Here is a 20,334-nt window from a genome sequence, read left to right as displayed (position 1 = left end):
AAATAATTATTTTGCGGAAGGTGGTGTAAACTCATCTTCTGTTGCATAGATATTTAATTTCTTCTCCATATCATTTAACAATACACATACCATGGTTTTACCCTGGTTTAATGTGATTTCATTTCCGGAAGCGTCATAGTATCTGGTTGGCTCATTTTCGCTTGCTTTCTTCCATGTCACATCAATTACTTTACCGTTAGTAATATATTTTCCGGTTCCTTCACCGGTGCTCTCAACATCCAGATAACCGTGTGCATCATCTAACTTGGTATAATCGCAGTACTGAAGCAGAATGTTCTTAAAAGCAAGCTGTGTGCCTGTATTTTCATCCATATGCTCTTTTTTATACTGGAAACGATAGTATAAACCATCTTCACTGTTATATACAAACCAAGGATTGTTTACATAATATCCCGGCTGAACCACTGCTGCATCTGCTCCGTCTGTAAGTTCAATTTCTTTTTCATCATCTTCATTAAACTGATAATGTCCTTCATAATCGGAAGGCAGCTCGGTATCATAACCTTTTAATTCAATTCCGGCATCAATACCATCTGTGCTTACAAATGCATTGTGTGGAGCCTTTCTTGACTTGTCACGATAGAAAGTAGCAGAATCAATGGCACCCTCTAAACCGTTTAAGTCCTCAACTTTGCCACTCTCTAACAGCTCAGTTGCGTAAATTGCCTGTCCGTAATGAATATAAATTGCATCAAATTCCATTGCATAATATGCGTAGTAGTGACGGCAGCTTCTTACCGAACCAATCTTGTCTAATCCGGAATAATCCTGGAAAATTGGCATCAGACGGGTAATTCCGCCTTCAGCAGGAGCTTCGTAAAGTACGTCTGCCTGTGACAGCCCATACTGTGGCAATGCATCATTGGTATTTCCAATCATGATTGCAACCGGTTTCTTCTTTGCTAAATCTTTATCAATCCATTCACCGGTCAGGTAACTTCTTGCCATACCATCTTTGCCGGTTTCAGTTTCGGTTTCAGGTTCTGCTTCAGAAACGGCTTCTGTTGGTTCCGGAGCTTCCTCTTTTTTCTTACATCCAGCTAAAAGACTGGTTGCCATCAGTGTCATGCATAAAACAATACTTAATCTCTTTTTCATGATGTTCCTCCATTTTTATCTTAAAATATTTAAGCATTCTAAAATCTCGCGCTGCTTTCCTTCCATCACTGCAGCTTCCTGCTCTTCCATGTGGTCGTAACCAAACAGATGCAACATACTATGTACAATCAGAAATGCAAATTCTCTTTGCATACTGTGGCCATATTCCTCTGCCTGTTCCCTGACCTTGTCCACAGAAATAATAATATCCCCCAGCAGAATTTCCCCTGTATCCGGATTAAAGCAATCCTCCGTCTGATTCTCTATCTGGGAAAAATCTCCCGGTACATCATATTCTAACATTGGAAAGGATAAAACGTCCGTCGGGCGGTCTATCTCCCGGAACTCTTTATTAACCTTCCAGATACCTTCGTTATCTGTCAGTGTAAGACTGATTTCTGCTTCAAAAGGAAAATGCTCATGTTCCATTGTAAACGATATTACATCTTTTGCAAGTGTTTCATAATCAAAATCGAAGGTAACCTCCGCTTCTTTTTCTATCGCAAGGCTCAAAATAAATCCGCTCCTTTCGTTAAAAACTCTCTGATTTTAATAAACTGGTTCATGCCAAGATTCGCTTCATCATATAATCCGGCAGCCGATTTTTCGTTTAATGTCTGATAAATAATAATATCATGATTCCAGCTGTTCTTCACGGTTTCCTTGTCCAAAAGTTCAAATTTGGTAACAATACTGTCCACAATATGTACGATTGCGGACTCTATAGAACTAATAGCATTTAATTCACCATTGTATTCGCTTAGAATCTTAACCACGTTTTTCGGGAAACAGTTAATCTCAGCAAGACGAACTCCATTTTCTACAAACGGTTCTCCCTCCAGCTTGCCAATCCGGTAGTAAAATCCTGCCGCAGCTACCGTTTTATCATCTGCCCCAAGCTCCTTTGCACATTCTTCTGCCACACTCGAAACTTTACGGGCATGTGCATAATCAATTTCCGAATAGTTTTTAATCTCCTGTACCAGTGGAAAATTTTCTGCAATAATTTCAGCTAAAGTACGTTCTTTTTCATGCTTCGCATAATAATACAGCCTGTCTGCAAAAAAGTACGAAAAAACTGCAGTCAGTATCATGCTGCATCCTGCGGATAAGTACTGATGATAATTGATTTCAAAGCTGCTGATGTAATAGAAGATACTCGGAACAGCAAACGACAATGCAACAGTCATGATGCATCCATAAATTTTATATTTTTTCTGGCTGATTACCATAAGCAGAATTCCGGAAAGTACCGTCAGCATAGTATATGCCGCATATTCATAAAAACTGCCGCTGGAACACATGCAAAGCAGTGTATTAAAATAAATTCCACCTAAAATACCAATCAGCTCATTTCCGCCACAGGAAAGAATCATGACCGGAATCATGACCGGTGCCATATATGCCGGCATAAAAAAGAAACCCACATAACAGGCTGCTGCTGCAAGAAAGCAAAGAAACAACTGATGAAAATCGCTTTTTTCATTCCGGTTCAGATGCCCTCTGATACGTTCCATTTCAATCACTGCAATCAGCAATGGCAGATATAGAGCATTTATAAAAACAAGCACCAGTACACGGTCTATGGTAAACTTGCAGATTATTGCCAGAAAAACAGAATAAATCGCAACGGAAATAAGGATTCCCAGCATACGAATCATTCTTTTGGGTGAAAATCTATCTTCCTTCATTTTTCGTTACTCTTTTCGTTCTTTTATTTGCTTTTGATTCATAATCGTCATAGGCTTTTACAATCTTCTGTACCAAAGGATGTCTTACTACGTCAGCGCTGGTCAATTTGCAGACGGATATCTCATCTACATTTCGAAGTACACGTAATGCCACATCCAGTCCCGACTTCGTTCCAGGAGCCAGATCCTTCTGGGTAGCATCTCCGGTCACCACAACCTTGGAGCCAAATCCAATACGTGTTAAAAACATCTTCATCTGTGCCGGTGTAGTATTCTGTGCCTCATCCAAGATAATAAATGCATTATCTAAGGTACGGCCTCTCATATAAGCCAATGGTGCGACCTCAATAAGCCCCTTTTCCATATTCCGCTGAAAGCTTTCTGCTCCCATAATCTGATACAGTGCATCATACAGCGGGCGAAGATACGGATCTACCTTGCTCTGTAAATCTCCCGGAAGAAATCCTAATTTCTCACCGGCTTCAATTGCAGGACGGGTTAAAATAATACGATTTACTTCTTCATTCTTAAATGCAGTAATTGCCATTGCCATGGCAAGATAAGTCTTTCCGGTTCCGGCAGGCCCGATTCCAAATACAATCATCTGCTTACGGATGGCATCCACATAAGCCTTCTGACCTAAAGTCTTTGGTTTCACCGGTTTGCCGTTTATCGTATGGCAGATGCAGTCCTTATCGATTTCTACCAACGAGCCTTCTTTATGTTCTCCCAAAAGAGAAAGTGTATATGCAACCTTCTGCTCATCAATCATGTTTCCTCTCTCTGCCAGTTGTAAAAGTTCTGCAAACACCTTGCATGCACCCTCTACATTTGCGGTATCTCCAATGACTTTGATTCCTTCATTGCGGGGCACTACCGTAACATTTAAGGTCCGTTCAATCAATTTTATATTATGGTCAAATTGTCCGAAAATATTGGAAACATGCTCTGCCGGTATATCAATTCTTGTTTCATTCAAGCTCATTTAATACTAGCCCTTCCTCTGTGTCTTCTGTATCAGGTGCTGTAAGCTGTTCCGTTTCGTGCCTTAAAGCAGCTTTTGTGCGCACTTTGATGATTCCTTCCATGATACAGTTTTTATCGTCCATATCTATAATAACATTTTTTTCTAAAATTTGAATATTTTTTTCTGCTAAATGTGACAAATAAATATTAAAATTTTCTGTAGCAACCGCTTCTGCCTGCTCTTTCGTATAAATTGCCTGTTCTGTCCGATACTCTTTTAAAGTACTAGAATAGATTCCAAGTGGCAGATAAAAGTCCCCGTGGAGGCAAAGCTGTTTATAATCTGTTGTTTTGTCTGCACATTCAAATTCACCGCTTAATGCCGGAAGTGTTATTACTTTTCCAAAGAAATCAATAGCATACCGTTTCTTTTTTGCACCGGTCATTCTTTTTTCTTCGTGGGCAAGGGAAAATTTATCATGGTAGGAATATTCCGTCAGCAGATATATATCCGCATCCGCATTGCAATATTCATAGGCATACTGTTCCCCGCTGTCATTGGTCAAATCAATCCTGCCACTTACTAATATATCTCCTGCCTTTACTGCATCGCCGTTCTTTACTAGTGGGGTTCCATTTCTTGTAACAATGGATTCCACTGTCGCATCCTCTTCTGCTATCAGGTCTGAAGCTTCATACGGCAATTCTTCCATTGCTTCCTGCTGTACCAGATTTTCCTTGATTAATACCGTCATTTTCGTTCCGTAAATCTGTACCGATGCCCAGATGATTTCCGGAAACTGTGCCCGCAGATCCCGTTCTAACTGTTCGCAGTCAATTGTACGAATCCGGTCTCCGTAACCACAATCCTCCTCATCAAGAAATGTTAAAACGGTTTCTGTCGTAACAGATGAATTACCATCTACCTCCACATTCCAGAGAAATCGTGATAAAAACCACACCAGACCAGCTGCAAGAATTACTCCCATCAGGAGGCATTTTCGTTTCCGGTAACGGTTCATCCAGAACGGAAATCCTATTTTGCGCAGAATCCGAATCCTGCATCCGGTCTTGCTTACGAACGGACGGATACTCCAAAATGCACGAATGCTGATAAAAAAGCGATAAACATCTTCCTCTTTTCGAAGATTCCAGATTAAAATATTGTGATTGCCACACAGATTTAAAAATCGTTCCGGGGCATAACCACTTAAGACTACCTCAAGGTAACCGCCTATATATTTAAACAGGGAAAGTGTTGTCATCGAAAACCTCTATTCATACTCAATACTTTGGATGATTCCTGTTATTTTCATCTCTTCATTCGTATAATAGGAAATGTTGAGATTTTTCCCACGAACAAGAATCCGGCAGCTTTTCGCCTGAATCCTGATATATTCTTTCTCGTATTCTAAGATTCCCTTATAATTTTCCAACAGCAGTTCCCTGTTACCCATAACGGTTACAATTGCTGCCCGGTAGACTAAGTCTTTCGGCAGTTCTAAGGATTCCACCATATGATTTTTAAAATCTTTTTTCAACTCTTTCTTATTGTTTTTCCTCATATATAACTATATGAGTTTTTTTCTTTTCTATGCGGTAATATATTTTAAAACTGTTTCCGGTGCATCCAGTGGCTCTTTACTGAAAAGAAATGCATTTTGAACCAGTTCCTTTGCATCGTTGCATTTTGCTGCATCATTACCATATAATTCGGCCAGACATTCTCCTTTTTTTACGCTGTCTCCTATTTTTTTCTTAAGGCGGATACCGGCAGTTAAATCAATCTGACTCTCCTTTGTCTCTCTGCCGCCGCCAAGGCTCATGCAGGCAGTTCCAATTGCCATAGCATTTAAAGCTTCTACATATCCATCTTCCGGTGCGGTGATGGTTTCTGTAATTGCTGCTTTTGCCAATAACTGCGGATGATAAACCTGTTCCTTTCTGCCACCCTGTGCTTCTACAAAGTCTGCAAATTTATCCAGTGCCTTTCCGCTTACAATGACTTTCTCCATCATTGTTCTTGCTTCTTTTTCATCTTCTGCTACACCGGCAGCCTTTAACATAAGATACCCTAATGCATAGACAACATCCATCAGATCCTTTGGCCCTTTTCCATTCAATGCTTCAATGGCTTCCTGCACTTCCACAATATTGCCCACTGTATTGCCAAGGGGCTGTGACATATCTGTAATAACCGCATAAGTTTTCTTTCCAGCACCATTTCCGATGGCCACCATAATCCGGGCAAGTTCCTCTGCCTTTTCCACAGTCTGCATGAATGCACCGTTTCCGGTCTTTACGTCAAGGACAATAGCATCCGATCCGCTGGCTAATTTCTTACTCATAATGCTGCTGGCAATTAAGGATTTCTCCGCTACCGTAGCAGTGACATCCCGGAGTGCATACAGCTTCTTATCTGCTGGTGCAAGATTAGCAGTCTGTCCCGCAATTGCAACGCCAACCTCTGATACCTGCTTTAAAAAGGCTCCTTCTGATATGGATGTGCTGAATCCTTCAAAGCATTCTAACTTATCAATGGTTCCGCCGGTATGACCCAATCCTCTTCCGGACATTTTTGCTACCGGAACACCAAGTGCAGCAATAATTGGTGTCAGAATCAGAGAGGTCTTATCTCCCACACCACCAGTGCTGTGTTTATCCACCTTTACGCCTTTAATACCGGATAAATCAAGCACATCTCCGCTATCCCGCATAGCAAGTGTTAATGCCAGTGTCTCATCGTGATTCATTCCCTGAAAACAGATTGCCATCAGCATGGCTGACATCTGATAATCCGGAATTTCACCGGTTGTAAATGCATTTATCATCCACTGGATTTCTTCTTTGTTTAAAGCAGCACCTTCCTTTTTCTTTAAAATGAGGTCGTACATCCTCATAAAATCTCCTCCTTTTATCCGTTTCTTCTATTTATGATACGGTTGCTTATTTGTGATACGGTTCATGATTGATAATCCGATAGCTCCGGTATAACTGCTCCAATAAAATAACACGCATCAGCTGGTGCGGAAATGTCATCTTCGAAAAGCTTATTTTTTCATCTGCACGTTTTAATACTTCATCCGCAATTCCAAGGGAGCCTCCGATCACAAGAACGATATGGCTGTTGCCCTTTACCATCAAGTCACTGACTTTTTCCGATAAAGCAACAGAATCCAGCATTTTTCCGTTGATTGCAAGGGCAATAACGTAGCAGTTCTTTCCCTCTAAATATTTTAAAAGACGTTCCCCCTCTTTATGACGAATCTGCTGTTCCTCTGCCTCGGATGCTCCATCCGGTGTTTTCTCATCTGCCACTTCCACAATTTCAAGCTTACAGTATCTGCCCAGTCTTTTTTCGTACTCGGCAATGGCATCCCTGAAATATTTTTCTTTGATTTTTCCTACGCATAATATTGTTATCTTCATACTTGCAGTATACCTTATTTCAGAAATACAGACAAGGTTATTGTATCGTCGGATAAAATCACTTATAATAGTATTATTATAACGAAAGGTCAGGTACATAACATGGTATACAAGGAGAAAGATGCCCAGCTGGAAGATAATCGTTCTACCGCTTATACATTCCTTGGAGTTGGAATTGCCGGTCTGATTTTTGTCATTCTTTTTGCTCTGGACATCATCAAATTACCAATGGCTGATTATATGCGTGTTATTATGATTGTTGTAATGTCTGTTCTGTTTGTTATTTTTCTTGGAATCGGAATTACACATTTCCGTAAAATCAACCAGATGTCTGCGGATGCAGATATGGAAAGCAGACGCACCAGCGAAATTATGGAATGGTTCTCTTCCAACTATACTGCGGAAGAAATCGACCATGTCAGTGGTGCTGACAGCGAGCCTTCCATGGAGCAGCGTTACTTTATCCGTTCCGACAAAATTGCCGCACTTCTTCATGCTAAATTTGCCGGTCTGCCGGAGGATTATGAAGAACATATCTTAGAAAAGATTTATGCCGCTTACTATTCAGACACCAATGAATAAACAGCAGATTTCTGCTTAAATATAATACAATCAAAGGAGTAACAAAATGAAATTATTAGAAGACAAAATTCTTGCAGAAGGAATCGCAGAAAGCGAAAACATTTTAAAGGTTGACAGCTTTATTAATCATCAGGTGGATCCTGAATTAATGAAGAAAATGGGCAAAGATATTGCAGAACATTATAAAGGAAAAGGTATCACACGTATTGCTACCATCGAAAGCTCCGGTATTGCTCCGGCTCTTATGGCTGCAGAAGCATTAGGCGTTCCACTTGTTATTTTAAAGAAACAGCCTTCTAAAATTTTAAATCATGATTTATATCAGACTGTTGTAACTTCTTATACTAAAGGAACCAGCTATGAATTAACCATTTCCGCAAAATACATCAGCGAAAATGACCACATTCTTATCGTGGATGATTTCCTTGCCAACGGCGAAGCTGCTACCGGTGCTATCCGCCTAATCCGTAAAGCACATGCCACCATCGCAGGTGTCAGCGTCTTAATCGAAAAAGCATTTCAGCCTGGTCGTGAAAAATTAGAGGAACAGGGCATCGATGTCTATTCTTTAGCAAGAGTATCCAGACTTGACAAGGGTGTCATTGAATTTGTAAAAGAAGACTAATTTTTAAAATCCCCGGAACGAAGGCAGATAAGAAACATTCTTATCCATTTTCATTCCGGGGTATTTTTAAATCTGCCATAGCTTATTCCGGCAGATAAATGTAATTATATCTTATCACCGGGCTTGCCAGTCCATGGTCATCTACCACAAGAACAGACAACACATTATTGCCCTGTGGCATTTCAAGTGGTTCACTGTATACATCAGAATCCTGTGTTGGTGTTGAACCATCCCAGGTATAGTAAGCGGTGGAACCGGCGGGAACCTGTATACTGATGCTCTGTGCATCATAATATGTTCCGGCAGCAGGTGTCACATTAGCAGAATCCGGAGCTTCAAAAGTAATTTCATAATCTGCTTCTGCAATCTCACTATAAAAGCCTCTTGCGTCCTTTGCTACTGCTTTGATGGTATATTCTTTCTCATCCTCTAAAGAAATCGGTTCTGTATATTCCATTCCCTTTTCAATCGGAGAATCACCGTTTAACGTATAATAAATGGTACAGTCTGAGTCTGCCATCAGTTCAATTTCAATCGTATCATTGTATTCCCCGGCTTCTTCCGAAAACTCCGGAGCCTTTACTTCATAATTATCAAACAGCGCTTTTATTTTATCAGAGTCTGACTGCTCATATAAATCCTGTAGTTTATCATATTCCTTTTGCTTATCATATAAGGCAATCAGCATCTGATACGCTTCTTCATTGTTCTTATCAAGGGTAAGTATCTGTAACAAATACGCTTCTTCTGATGTTTCATCTTTTCGGAGACGGTACAAATCAGCCATCCGCAGTAATACATCCACATTATCCGGCTGCAATTTCTCAGCCTGTTCAAAATAGGTCAATGCCTTGGTATAATTCTTCTCTTCCGTGTAACTGATTCCCTTCTGATACTGATAATCAAAAGATTTCTTATGGCTGTTCTGCACCAGAAGCACAATGATAACACCAATGATTGCAATAGCAATCAGAACTGATACTGTAATCAGAAGTCTTTTCTGTTTCTTTTTCTGTTCTGCCTCTTTCTTTTTCTTCTGGCTGTTTTTCAATGATTTTTTCTTCTTTCCGTTGGAAGAGGCATTCTTATTCGTTTTATCGTCTTCTTCTAATAATTCTTTTAAAATATCCTCTTCCACATTATAATCCGGAACAATCTGTGCTTCTTTTCCACATACAGAACAGTACACACAGCCTAATTTTATTTCTGCTCCACAATTTGCACACTTCATAGCCTTCTCCTATTCATGTCTCATAGCTTCCACACAGTTGTTCATTAACATTGCAATGGTCATTGGTCCGACTCCACCCGGAACCGGTGTAATCGCACTACAAAGCTGCTCTACTTCATCAAATTTTACATCACCGGAAAGTTTATTGTTCTCATCGCGATGAATTCCTACATCAATGACAACTGCACCATCTTTTACATAGGATGCATCAATAAATTCTTTTTTCCCAATTGCAACAATCAGAATATCTGCCTCTTTACAGATTTCCTTTAAATTACGGGTTTTTGAATGCGTTACTGTAACAGTTGCATTCTCACGCAGCATTAAGATTGCCATCGGTTTTCCAACAATATTGCTTCTTCCAACGATAACACAGTGTTTTCCCTCAATATCAATGTCAGAACGCTTCAGAAGCTGGATGATTCCGGCAGGTGTGCAGGAAATATATCCTTTCTGTCCAATCATCAATGCGCCGACATTTTCCGGATGGAAACCATCTACATCCTTCTTCGGAGAAATGGCACGGATTACCGCATCCTCATCAATGCCCTCTGGCAATGGAAGCTGTACCAAAATGCCTTTTACATGTTCTTCTTTATTCAATTTATCGATTAAAGCCAGTAATTCATCCTGGGAAGTCTCTTCCGGAAGCTCATAAGAAAGAGAATCTATCCCAATATATTCACAGGCACGTTTTTTGTTTCTGACATATACACTGGATGCAGGGTCATTTCCCACCTGGATTACAGCAAGTGCTCCTGTGATTCCCTGTTCCTTTAACTGTGCTACTTCTTCTTTTAATTCATCTTTTATTTCAGCAGAAATTCTTTTTCCATCAATTAATAATGCCATGATACCTCCTAAAATAATCCTGTAATTACGCCATCATTGGTTACATCAATATTATTTGCAGCCGGTACTTTCGGAAGTCCAGGCATGGTCATAATAGAGCCGGTAATAGCTACTACAAAGCCTGCTCCGGCAGATACATATACTTCACGGACATTTACGGTAAAGCCAGTCGGTCTGCCAAGTTTTGATGCATCATCAGAAAGAGAATACTGGGTCTTTGCCATACATACAGGGAAATTGCCCATCCCCATTTCTTCAATATGTTTTAATTCTTTTAATGCAGCCTTACTGTAAGTTACATCATCTGCTCCATAAACCTCAGTTGCAATCGTCTTAATCTTATCCATAAGAGACATCTCATCCTCATACAGAGGTTTGAAATGTGCCTCTTTATGCTCTAAAGTATCCAGTACTTTCTTTGCAAGTTCGATTCCGCCTTCGCCACCTTTTTCCCATACTTCAGATAATGCGAATTCACAGTTTCTTTCCTTGCAGAAGTTCTCTACAAATGCAATTTCTTCTTTGGTATCGGTTACAAAGGAGTTTAAGGTAACTACTACCGGTACACCAAATTTTTGAAGGTTCTCGATATGTTTCTCTAAGTTTACAATTCCCCTCTTTAAGCTTTCTAAATCTTCTTTTGCAAGGTCTGCCTTTGGAACCCCACCGTTATATTTTAATGCACGGATGGTTGCTACCAGTACAACTGCGTCCGGTTTAAGTCCCGCCTTACGACACTTGATATCAAAGAATTTCTCAGCACCAAGGTCAGCACCAAAACCGGCCTCTGTAATTGCAATATCACCTAATTTTAAAGCTGTCTTAGTAGCACGGACACTGTTGCATCCATGAGCAATATTTGCAAATGGTCCACCATGAACAATGGCCGGATTGTGCTCTAATGTCTGAATCAGATTTGGTTTGATGGCATCTTTTAAGAGTGCTGCCATAGAACCGGTTGCATGTAAATCATCTGCCGTAATCGGATTTCCGTCAAAGGAATAGGCAACTATGATTCTGCCCAGACGGCGTTTCAAATCTTCCATATTGTCCGCCAGACATAAAACAGCCATAATTTCAGATGCCACTGTAATGATGAAATGGTCTTCACGTACCATACCATCCATCTTGCTTCCAAGACCGATTACAATATTTCTAAGTGCACGGTCATTCATATCCATACAACGTTTCCATACTACCTGACGTGGGTCAATTCCAAGCTGGTTGCCCTGCTGGATATGATTATCCAATAATGCTGCCAACAGGTTATTTGCGGATGTGATTGCATGGAAATCTCCGGTAAAATGCAGATTTAAATCTTCCATCGGAACTACCTGCGCATATCCACCACCTGCAGCTCCACCTTTGATTCCAAAGCACGGTCCTAAAGACGGCTCACGAAGTGCAAGTACCGCTTTTTTACCAAGTAAAGCCATCGCCTCACCAAGTCCGATACTTGTTGTGGTCTTTCCTTCGCCGGCAGGTGTCGGGTTAATTGCTGTTACAAGAACCAGTTTGCCATCTTCCCTGTCTTTTACAGACTCCCATAATTCATCGGAAATCTTTGCTTTGTATTTTCCGTAAAATTCCAGCTCATCCTCGTTTATTCCGAGCTTCTCAGCCACTTCCTTAATATGTACCAGTTCTGCTTCCTGTGCAATTTCAATATCTGACTTCATCTTCATTTCCTCCTCATGGATTGTATTCTATAAATCTTTCTTAATTACCCTCTTCAATAAATGCTTCCAGCTGTTCCGGAGACATTAACACCTGTCGCGGCTTGGTTCCTTCATCCGGTCCTACTACACCAGCTTCTTCCAGCTGATCCATAATTCTTGCCGCCCGGTTAAAACCAACTTTAAAATAACGCTGAATCATTCCGATGGAACCTTTATCTTTATCAATCAAAAGCTTTGCAGCATCCAAGAAATAAGCATCTCTGTCATTTCCATCACCAGATGCCGCATCAGCACCAGTGCTTGCGGATACAGAAATATTGTTCATCCGCTCTTCAATATCACTACTGTAGCCTTCTCCCTCATTGTGTTCCTTTAAGAATTCAACCACATCTGATACCTCTTTATCGGATACAAACGCACCCTGTACACGAAGCGGTTTCTGTAAGCCCTGCGGATAATAAAGCATATCGCCTTTTCCTAAAAGCTTTTCCGCACCGTTCATATCAAGAATGGTTCTTGAATCCACACCGGACGTTACAGAAAATGCGATTCGGGATGGCATATTTGCTTTAATCAGTCCGGTAATGACATTTACGGAAGGACGCTGTGTTGCAATGACAAGATGGATTCCTGCGGCTCTTGCAAGCTGCGCCAACCGGCAGATAGCATCTTCCACATCCCCCGGTGCAACCATCATCAAATCCGCCAGCTCGTCCACAATAATTACAATCTGCGGCATCTTCTTTGGCTTATCCGGGTCATCAATATCTTTGATTCCTTCTATTTTCTGGTTATAGCCCTTCAGATCACGGACACCGTATTCTGCAAATTTCTGATAACGGTCTGTCATTTCAGCTACCGCCCAGTGCAATGCACCTGCCGCCTTCTTCGGATCTGTAACAACCGGAATAAACAGATGTGGGATTCCATTGTATACACTTAACTCAACCACCTTCGGGTCAATCATGATAAGCTTTACATCCTCCGGATCTGCCCGGTACAAAATACTCATAATAATTGTATTGATACAGACAGATTTACCGGAACCGGTAGCTCCTGCAATCAATAGATGCGGCATCTTTGCAATGTCCGCAATCATGACTTTTCCGGCAATATCTTTTCCGGCTGCAAAAGCAATCGGTGATTTATTGGCATGAAATTCCTCTGACTCTACCAGATCACGGAACATAACCGGAATACTTTCTTTATTCGGCACCTCGATACCAATGGCTGCTTTACCCGGAATCGGTGCTTCAATCCGGATATCCGCCGCCGCAAGATTCATCTTGATATCATCGGACAAATTTACGATTTTGCTGACCTTTACACCCATTTCCGGCTGGAATTCATATCTCGTTACTGCTGGTCCGCAGTTGATAGCCGTAATTGTAATATTAATTCCAAAATTCTTTAGAGTCTCTTTTAATTTTGCTGCTGTCTGATTCAGATAATCCCTGGTATCACCAGAAGCACCTGTATTTCCTTTTTTCAGCAAATCTACCGGCGGGAATACATATCTGCCACCGGAACTTTCCTGTTTTACGATGGATTCTTCTACTGCCGCCACTTCATCTTCGATTTCCATCTTGTCCTGCTTTTTATTTTTCCTTGGCTTTTCTTCTTCCATTACAGGATGCGCCGGTTCTTTTGGCAGATTGCTTTCTGCCTTTTTCACTGCAATTGGTTCCGGCTCAAACACAGGTTCAGATGCAGGCTGAATGATCGGTTCTACCGGTTTTACCTCTGCTCTGTGTATCGTTGCCACCGGCTCATTCATCGTATGAATTACCGGCTGTTCCATTTTCTGGCTGCCGTTGGTTGCCGTAAGCACAACTTTATTTTCTTCCTGTACCACCGGCATATCTTCGATATCACTCAAAGTAATTTCATTAATATCATCTGATTTGACTTTCTTTTTATCCGGGGATGGTAATTTGGTATCCAATGCCACACCACTTACCTTCTTCTCCATCCGCCGTCTTGCCTGCTCTTTTTCTCTTTCTTTCTCCCGCTCTTCCCGGCGTTCCCTGGCAGCATCCATACGACGGATTGCATCATCCTTCGCTGAATCGTAAATGACTTTTCCGCCTTTTTGCATGCCTTTCATAATAGAGCGTTCTGTAATCAGCACCAGCGATATTATCAAAACAATAATATCAATGACATAAGTACCCGGCACACCAAAATTCGGACACAGAAGCTGTTCTAATAATCCACCGATTATACCGCCACCAGCCTTATTTTCAAAGCCATAGCGGAAAGCGGATATTGCGCCTGCTTCCTTGCTGCTGTCTGTCGCCATCTGAATAAAAAGGCATAAGAATGATACAAATAATACAGCTGCTACGATTTTAACTGCCGCCACTTTATTTTCCCGGTTAGATACTGCGAACACCACGGCTAAAAAGAGACAGATTGGAAACACATATGCCATTAATCCAAATATTCCAAAGAAAAAGGAACTGACTCCGCTTCCGATTTTTCCGCCGATTCCAAAATTAGCAAGCAGCAAAACAATACAGACTGCCAGTGCAATCCAAAGAATCACTTCATTCCGGAAGGATTCCTGCTGTTCCCGCTGTTTTCTTGCCTTTGATGCTGTTGTTCCCGTTGTTTTTTTCTTCTGAGTTGTCTTTTTTCTAGTTCCAGTTGCCATTTCAATCTCCCGTTTACATATAGAAATATCCTCCAATTGATACCAGTCCCATTATGAGACAGTAGATGGAAAATATCGTGAATTTCTTTTTGCGCACTACTACCAGCATGGTCTTAATGCAGATATAACCGACTATCGCTGCCACCAGCGTTCCAACTATGTAATTCAAAATATCTGCAGACTGTAATGCTGCAAATTCAACATCCTTAATCTCTACTACCAGTGCTCCAAGTATTGCCGGAATAGACATGATAAAAGAATATTTTACCGCAAATTTGCGGGTCATTCCGGTAGAAAGACATGCTGTGATTGTGGTTCCTGACCGCGATAAGCCCGGCATGGTTGCGATTCCCTGACTGATACCGATTAAAAATGCATTGGTATAAGTTACCTGCTTTGGTGTCTTGCCGCCATCCGGAATTCGGTCTGCAATAAATAAAAGTACTGCCGTAATAATAAGGCAGATTCCAGGAACCAGTAAAATCTGCTCTGCCGCAGACACCAGATCTTTCGCTGCAATTCCAATAATTCCGGTTGGAATCGTGGAAACAATGACAAGCATCACAAATTTCCGGTAACTATTATGCACGATTTTACGGTATGGTAAATCTTCTTTTGTTATCACACGTTTAAAAAAGGTTGCCACATTTGCAAAAGAATCACCAATAATGGCAAAGCCTTCTTTAATCATGCGGAATATATCCTTATAATATACAATAAATACGGCAATCAGTGTTCCGATGTGAAGCAGAATATCAAAAAACATTCCGCCGGTTTCTATTTGAAAAAACTGTTTAAATATTGCCAGATGACCGGAACTGCTTACCGGCAGAAATTCGGTTAATCCCTGTATCAGACCTAATAAAACAGACTGTAATAATGACATAGCTGCCTCCTTGGTATCTCTCACTACAGTTACTTGTATAAAATTATCAACACTGTGCATTAGTATACCATATTTTGATGCGTTTGTCATTACAGGCATTCGTTTTTCTGTTCTCGTATAATCTCATGCAATTTATGAAGTGCCTGGTCGATTCCCCCCACTTCGTCAATCAGTCCTTCTTTTACTGCATCCGCTCCTACAAGAATGGTTCCCAGATCCTTTGCCAGCATGGTGGTATTCATCATGAGCTGCTCTAATCTTTTTTCATCCGCTCTGCTGTGAGATGCTATAAAATGAATAATCCGATTCTGCATCTGCTGGAAATAATCATAAGTTGGCGGTGCTCCGATTACTGTCCCGCTCATACGCACCGGATGGATGACCATGGTTCCCGATGGCACAATAAAAGAATAGTCCGTTGAAACCGCCAGCGGCACACCAATGGAATGACTTCCGCCTAAGACAAGGGACACTGTCGGTTTACTTAAGGAAGATAGCATTTCTGCAATGGCAAGTCCGGATTCCACATCACCGCCTACTGTATTCAAAAGCACAAGAACACCGTCCACCTGGTCAGAATCTTCTATTTCTGCAAGCTTCGGCAGTACATGCTCATATTTCGTTGTCTTGGTATTGGAAGAAAGACATTCATGACCTTCAATCTCACCAATCACCGATAATAAATGAATCTTCTGATGCCATCGGCTGTCAGATAAGGAAATCTGCCCGGATTCCCTGATTAGTTCCTGATCGTCTAACTGTTCCTTTTTCGATTCATCTTTTTTCCGTTCTTTGTTTTCTGTTTTTTCTAGTTTTGATTCTGTATTTTGTAATTCTGCATTTTTGTTTTCTGCATTTTTCAATTCCACATTTGGGACTTTTTTCTTTGGCAGCACTTTGTTTTCTTTCTGCTCCATATCAGATGCTCCCTTCTTTCTGTCTGGATTATTTTTCGCTACTCGCTGAAAAAATAAGACAGGCAGTTTTACACTGTCTGTCTTATTATCTACATGATATTCTTTTTTATACCGGCCAGCCCTTTAAATAATTGTAAAGGTTCTCATAACGGCACTTAGAACTCTTCCAGGAGAAGTCTTTTGCCATGCCACGGTCAATAATCTGGTTCCACTGTTTCTTCTTGTCAAAGAAAATGTGTTTGGAATAATTAATGACAGAAAGCATTTCCTCCCCATTGTAATTACTGAATGAGAATCCATCTCCGGTATTCTCATATTCATTATATGGAACAACAGTATCTTTTAATCCACCAGTCTCGCGGACGATTGGCACTGTTCCGTAGCGGAATGAAATAAGCTGTGTCAGTCCACATGGCTCAAACCGGGATGGCATTAAGAAGGCATCGGCAGATGCATATAACTTATGTGCCAGGTCATCGGAGTAACAGATATTTGCAGACACACGATCCGGATATTTCCATGCATAATAACGGAACATATTCTCATACTGACCTTCACCAGTTCCGATTACTACAAGCTGTGTAAAGTCATCTACGATACGGTCGATAACGAAGTTAATCAAATCTAAGCCCTTCTGGTCAGTCAGACGGGAAATCAGACCAATCATATATTTCTTCTTATCTACGGTCAGTCCTAAGTCTTCCTGTAATTTCAGCTTGTTATTGACTTTCTTTTTACGGAATGACTCAGCATCATAGTTACAGTAAATCTTATTATCTGTTGCCGGGTTGTAAACCTGATAATCGATACCGTTTACAATTCCCTGCATATCATAATGACGGGCGGAAAGCAGACCATTTAAACCCTCCCCATAATATTCTGTCTGAATCTCATTGGCATAAGAATCACTGACTGTGGTAATGTAGTCTGCATAAACCAGACCACCCTTTAACATATTAGCATCTTTCTTATATTCCAGCTTATCCGGTGTAAAAAGTGATGCCGGAAGTCCGGTTAACCCCTGCATGGTCTTAATATCCCATACACCCTGGAATTTTAAGTTATGAATAGTCATAACAGATTTCATACCCCAGAAGAACATATCTCCCTGAAACTCGTTTTTCAGATATACCGGAATGAGACCTGTTTCCCAGTCATGACAATGGATAATATCCGGCTGGAAGCCGATAACAGGAAGCATAGATAATACTGCCTTATCAAAGAAACAGAATTTTTCGATATCCTGTCTGATATTTCCATAAGGTGAAAAACAGTCAAAATACTCTTTATTATCAATAAAGTAATATGTAATTCCATCTAATTCATATTTTAATACGCCCACATATTTGCTTGGGATATAAGAACCTGTTCCCATGTAAAAATGTGTTACATATTCAAACTGGCTCCGGAAATGTTCCGGTATACAACTATAGTTTGGAATTACCACACGAATATCCCAATACTGAGGGTCAAATTCCTTTGGCAGTGCACCACACACGTCCGCAAGCCCTCCGGTTTTAATAAATGGTACACATTCTGATGCTGCAAATAGAATTTTCTTCATTTTGCTACCCCTTTCTGCTTATACATTCTCCAATGCCTGTTCCAGGTCTGCAATGATGTCTTTTACATTTTCCGTTCCAACGGAAAGCCGGATTAAATCCGGTGCTACACCTGCTTCAATTAACTGCTCATCTGTCATCTGACGATGTGTATGGCTGGCAGGATGCAGGACACAGGTTCTGGAATCTGCTACATGTGTTACAATTGCAGCTAATTTCAGATGATCCATAAAGGATACGGATACTTCCCTACCACCCTTTAAGCCAAATGCAATAACACCACAGGTGCCATTTGGCATATATTTTTCTGCCAGTGCATGATATTTGTTATCCCTTAAGCCCGGATAATCTACCCATGCCACTTTATCATTTGCATTTAAATATTCTGCTACCTTCTGGGCATTTTCACAATGTCTTGGCACTCTTAAATGTAAAGTTTCCAGCCCGACATTCAGTAAGAAAGAATTCATTGGGGATGGAATGGAACCAAGGTCACGCATAAGCTGTGCTGTTGCTTTTTCGATATAAGCCAGCTTACCAAATTTCTGAGTGTATATAATTCCATGATAGGATTCATCCGGCTGTGTCAGCCCCGGATATTTATCCTTATATTTTTCCCAATCAAAATTACCACTGTCAACGATACATCCACCCACTGCCATGGCATGTCCGTCCATATACTTGGTAGTAGAATGAGTTACGATATCTGCTCCCCATTCAAAAGGTCTGCAGTTAATCGGTGTTGCAAATGTATTATCTACGATAAGTGGTACCCCATGTGCATGGGCAACATGTGCAAACTTCTCAATATCAAGTACTACAAGGGATGGATTAGATAAAGTCTCCGCAATCACCGCCTTGGTATTTGGTAAAAATGCCGCTGAAAGCTCTTCTTCCGATGCATCCGGATCCACAAAGGTACAGGAAATTCCCTGTTTCTTAAGTGTGGTTCCCAGCAGATTAAAGGTTCCACCATATAAGGAGCTGGATGCCACAATATGGTCTCCTGCTTCACAGATATTAAATACTGCAAAATAGTTGGCTGCCTGTCCGGATGAGGTCAGCATTGCTGCTATACCACCCTCTAAATCTGCAATCTTTGCAGCTACTGCATCATTGGTCGGATTCTGAAGTCTCGTATAAAAATATCCGGCTTCCTCTAAATCAAATAACCGTCCCATCTGGTCACTGGTATCATACTTAAATGTAGTGCTCTGGTAAATCGGTAATACTCTCGGTTCCCCCTTGGTTGGTTTCCAGCCAGACTGAATACATTTTGTCTCAATCTGATAATTCTCTTCCATCTTTCCTTCTCCTTTATACCATATGTAATATATTATTAGAAAATACCTGCATCTATCTATCATTGTCTCTGATAAATGCAGGTATCAGTTTTATTCCTCCCAGTTGTGATATACTTCCTGTACATCATCATCTTCATCCAAAAGATCTAGGATTCTCTGGATATTGGTAATATCTTTCTCGTCTGTTAAAGAAACATAAGTCTGAGGAATCATGGTAACCTCAGCACTTGCCATTGGAATATTTTCTGCTTCCAAAGCTTCACGTACTGCACTGAAATCATCTGGTGCTGTAATTACTTCAAAGCTGTCTTCCTCTTCTGAGAAATCCTCTGCTCCAGCATCCAATGCCATCATCATCAAATCATCTGCATCCATATCGCAGTCTTCCTTGGCAATGATAATCTGACCCTTCTGGTCAAAAAGGTAAGAGACACAGCCCTGTGTTCCGATATTTCCCTGACCCTTTGTAAATGCATTCCTTACATTTGCAGCGGTACGGTTCTTGTTATCGGTTAATGCGTCTACAATAATTGCAGTTCCGCTTGGACCGTATCCTTCATAAGTAACCTGTACATAATTTACGGAATCACCATCTCCGGCTGCTTTTTTAATACCACGCTCGATGGTATCATTTGGCATATTATTCGCCTTTGCTTTTGCAATTACGTCTCTTAATTTACTGTTGTTAGCAGGGTCTGCTCCACCCTCTTTTACCGCAATTGCAATTTCACGTCCTATAATTGTAAATATTTTTCCTTTTGCCGCATCATTTTTCTCTTTCTTATGTTTGATATTGGCAAACTTGGAATGTCCTGACATAATAAATCCTCTTTTC

19 protein-coding genes are annotated in these 20,334 nt (G+C 40.8%); 2 read left to right on the top strand and 17 right to left on the bottom strand.

Annotated features, from left to right (window positions below; all coding sequences use genetic code 11):
- Window positions 1–6: 6 nt before the first annotated feature.
- The 8 genes from DWW33_RS01095 to rlmH are packed head-to-tail and all read right to left on the bottom strand — an operon-like array spanning window position 7 to window position 7,205.
- A complete protein-coding gene (locus DWW33_RS01095) occupies window positions 7–1,119 on the bottom strand; it encodes a DUF3048 domain-containing protein (RefSeq protein ID WP_118638691.1) in 1,113 nt (370 codons plus the stop codon).
- A 15-nt stretch (window positions 1,120–1,134) separates the two neighbouring features.
- Window positions 1,135–1,632: an rRNA maturation RNase YbeY gene (ybeY, locus tag DWW33_RS01090; RefSeq protein ID WP_022243795.1), complete on the bottom strand. Its 498-nt coding sequence runs from the start codon at window positions 1,630–1,632 to the stop codon at window positions 1,135–1,137.
- Window positions 1,629–2,810: a hypothetical protein gene (locus DWW33_RS01085; protein ID WP_118544383.1), complete on the bottom strand. Its 1,182-nt coding sequence runs from the start codon at window positions 2,808–2,810 to the stop codon at window positions 1,629–1,631. Before DWW33_RS01085 ends, ybeY begins: the two co-directional genes overlap by 4 nt.
- Window positions 2,797–3,795 (bottom strand): PhoH family protein, encoded by a 999-nt coding sequence (locus DWW33_RS01080; RefSeq protein WP_022243793.1) that lies wholly within the window; start codon window positions 3,793–3,795, stop codon window positions 2,797–2,799. Before DWW33_RS01080 ends, DWW33_RS01085 begins: the two co-directional genes overlap by 14 nt.
- Complete coding sequence (locus tag DWW33_RS01075; protein ID WP_118638690.1) at window positions 3,782–5,041, bottom strand: sporulation protein YqfD; 1,260 nt, start codon at window positions 5,039–5,041, stop codon at window positions 3,782–3,784. The genes DWW33_RS01080 and DWW33_RS01075 overlap by 14 nt, the downstream gene beginning before the upstream one ends.
- A 9-nt stretch (window positions 5,042–5,050) precedes the next feature.
- Window positions 5,051–5,317, bottom strand: a complete 267-nt coding sequence (locus DWW33_RS01070) for a YabP/YqfC family sporulation protein (protein WP_118638800.1) — start codon at window positions 5,315–5,317, stop codon at window positions 5,051–5,053.
- A 51-nt stretch (window positions 5,318–5,368) separates the two neighbouring features.
- The gene (locus DWW33_RS01065) at window positions 5,369–6,676 is read right to left on the bottom strand and encodes a pyrimidine-nucleoside phosphorylase (RefSeq protein WP_199650688.1); all 1,308 of its coding nucleotides are present in this window, start codon (window positions 6,674–6,676) and stop codon (window positions 5,369–5,371) included.
- Between the two features lie 46 nt (window positions 6,677–6,722).
- Complete coding sequence (gene rlmH, locus DWW33_RS01060; RefSeq protein ID WP_117841040.1) at window positions 6,723–7,205, bottom strand: 23S rRNA (pseudouridine(1915)-N(3))-methyltransferase RlmH; 483 nt, start codon at window positions 7,203–7,205, stop codon at window positions 6,723–6,725.
- A gap of 102 nt (window positions 7,206–7,307) precedes the next feature.
- On the opposite strand from rlmH, the gene DWW33_RS01055 reads away from it, so the two are divergent.
- Entirely contained in the window at window positions 7,308–7,787 is a 480-nt protein-coding gene (locus tag DWW33_RS01055; RefSeq protein ID WP_118057445.1) for a hypothetical protein, read from the top strand.
- Between the two features lie 46 nt (window positions 7,788–7,833).
- The gene (locus DWW33_RS01050; protein WP_117698389.1) at window positions 7,834–8,412 is read left to right on the top strand and encodes a xanthine phosphoribosyltransferase; all 579 of its coding nucleotides are present in this window, start codon (window positions 7,834–7,836) and stop codon (window positions 8,410–8,412) included.
- 82 nt (window positions 8,413–8,494) lie between these two features.
- On the opposite strand, the gene DWW33_RS01045 is transcribed toward DWW33_RS01050, so the two are convergent.
- The 9 genes from DWW33_RS01045 to DWW33_RS01005 form a co-directional block, all read right to left on the bottom strand.
- Window positions 8,495–9,643 carry a chitobiase/beta-hexosaminidase C-terminal domain-containing protein gene (locus DWW33_RS01045; RefSeq protein ID WP_118638689.1) on the bottom strand — a complete coding sequence of 383 codons (1,149 nt, stop codon included), beginning with the start codon at window positions 9,641–9,643 and terminating at the stop codon, window positions 8,495–8,497.
- A 9-nt stretch (window positions 9,644–9,652) separates the two neighbouring features.
- Window positions 9,653–10,495 (bottom strand): bifunctional methylenetetrahydrofolate dehydrogenase/methenyltetrahydrofolate cyclohydrolase FolD, encoded by an 843-nt coding sequence (gene folD / locus DWW33_RS01040; RefSeq protein WP_117841038.1) that lies wholly within the window; start codon window positions 10,493–10,495, stop codon window positions 9,653–9,655.
- Between the two features lie 8 nt (window positions 10,496–10,503).
- Window positions 10,504–12,174 carry a formate--tetrahydrofolate ligase gene (locus DWW33_RS01035; protein WP_118638688.1) on the bottom strand — a complete coding sequence of 557 codons (1,671 nt, stop codon included), beginning with the start codon at window positions 12,172–12,174 and terminating at the stop codon, window positions 10,504–10,506.
- Window positions 12,175–12,214: 40 nt separating this feature from the next.
- The gene (locus tag DWW33_RS01030; protein WP_118638687.1) at window positions 12,215–14,830 is read right to left on the bottom strand and encodes an FtsK/SpoIIIE family DNA translocase; all 2,616 of its coding nucleotides are present in this window, start codon (window positions 14,828–14,830) and stop codon (window positions 12,215–12,217) included.
- A 13-nt stretch (window positions 14,831–14,843) separates the two neighbouring features.
- On the bottom strand, window positions 14,844–15,716 hold the full coding sequence (locus DWW33_RS01025; RefSeq protein WP_199535111.1) for an undecaprenyl-diphosphate phosphatase: 873 nt from the start codon (window positions 15,714–15,716) through the stop codon (window positions 14,844–14,846).
- Between the two features lie 89 nt (window positions 15,717–15,805).
- A complete protein-coding gene (locus DWW33_RS01020; RefSeq protein WP_118057440.1) occupies window positions 15,806–16,633 on the bottom strand; it encodes a ClpP family protease in 828 nt (275 codons plus the stop codon).
- Window positions 16,634–16,739: 106 nt separating this feature from the next.
- A complete protein-coding gene (glgA, locus tag DWW33_RS01015; protein WP_117841034.1) occupies window positions 16,740–18,197 on the bottom strand; it encodes a glycogen synthase GlgA in 1,458 nt (485 codons plus the stop codon).
- 18 nt (window positions 18,198–18,215) lie between these two features.
- Window positions 18,216–19,499 carry an O-acetylhomoserine aminocarboxypropyltransferase/cysteine synthase family protein gene (locus DWW33_RS01010; RefSeq protein WP_118540653.1) on the bottom strand — a complete coding sequence of 428 codons (1,284 nt, stop codon included), beginning with the start codon at window positions 19,497–19,499 and terminating at the stop codon, window positions 18,216–18,218.
- Window positions 19,500–19,589: 90 nt separating this feature from the next.
- Window positions 19,590–20,318: a YebC/PmpR family DNA-binding transcriptional regulator gene (locus tag DWW33_RS01005; RefSeq protein WP_022243778.1), complete on the bottom strand. Its 729-nt coding sequence runs from the start codon at window positions 20,316–20,318 to the stop codon at window positions 19,590–19,592.
- Window positions 20,319–20,334: the final 16 nt, after the last annotated feature.

Source organism: Roseburia sp. AF15-21 (genome assembly GCF_003479505.1).
Classification (GTDB): Bacteria; Bacillota; Clostridia; order Lachnospirales; family Lachnospiraceae; genus Roseburia_C; species Roseburia_C amylophila.
This window is presented reverse-complemented; position numbering and strand designations above follow the sequence as displayed.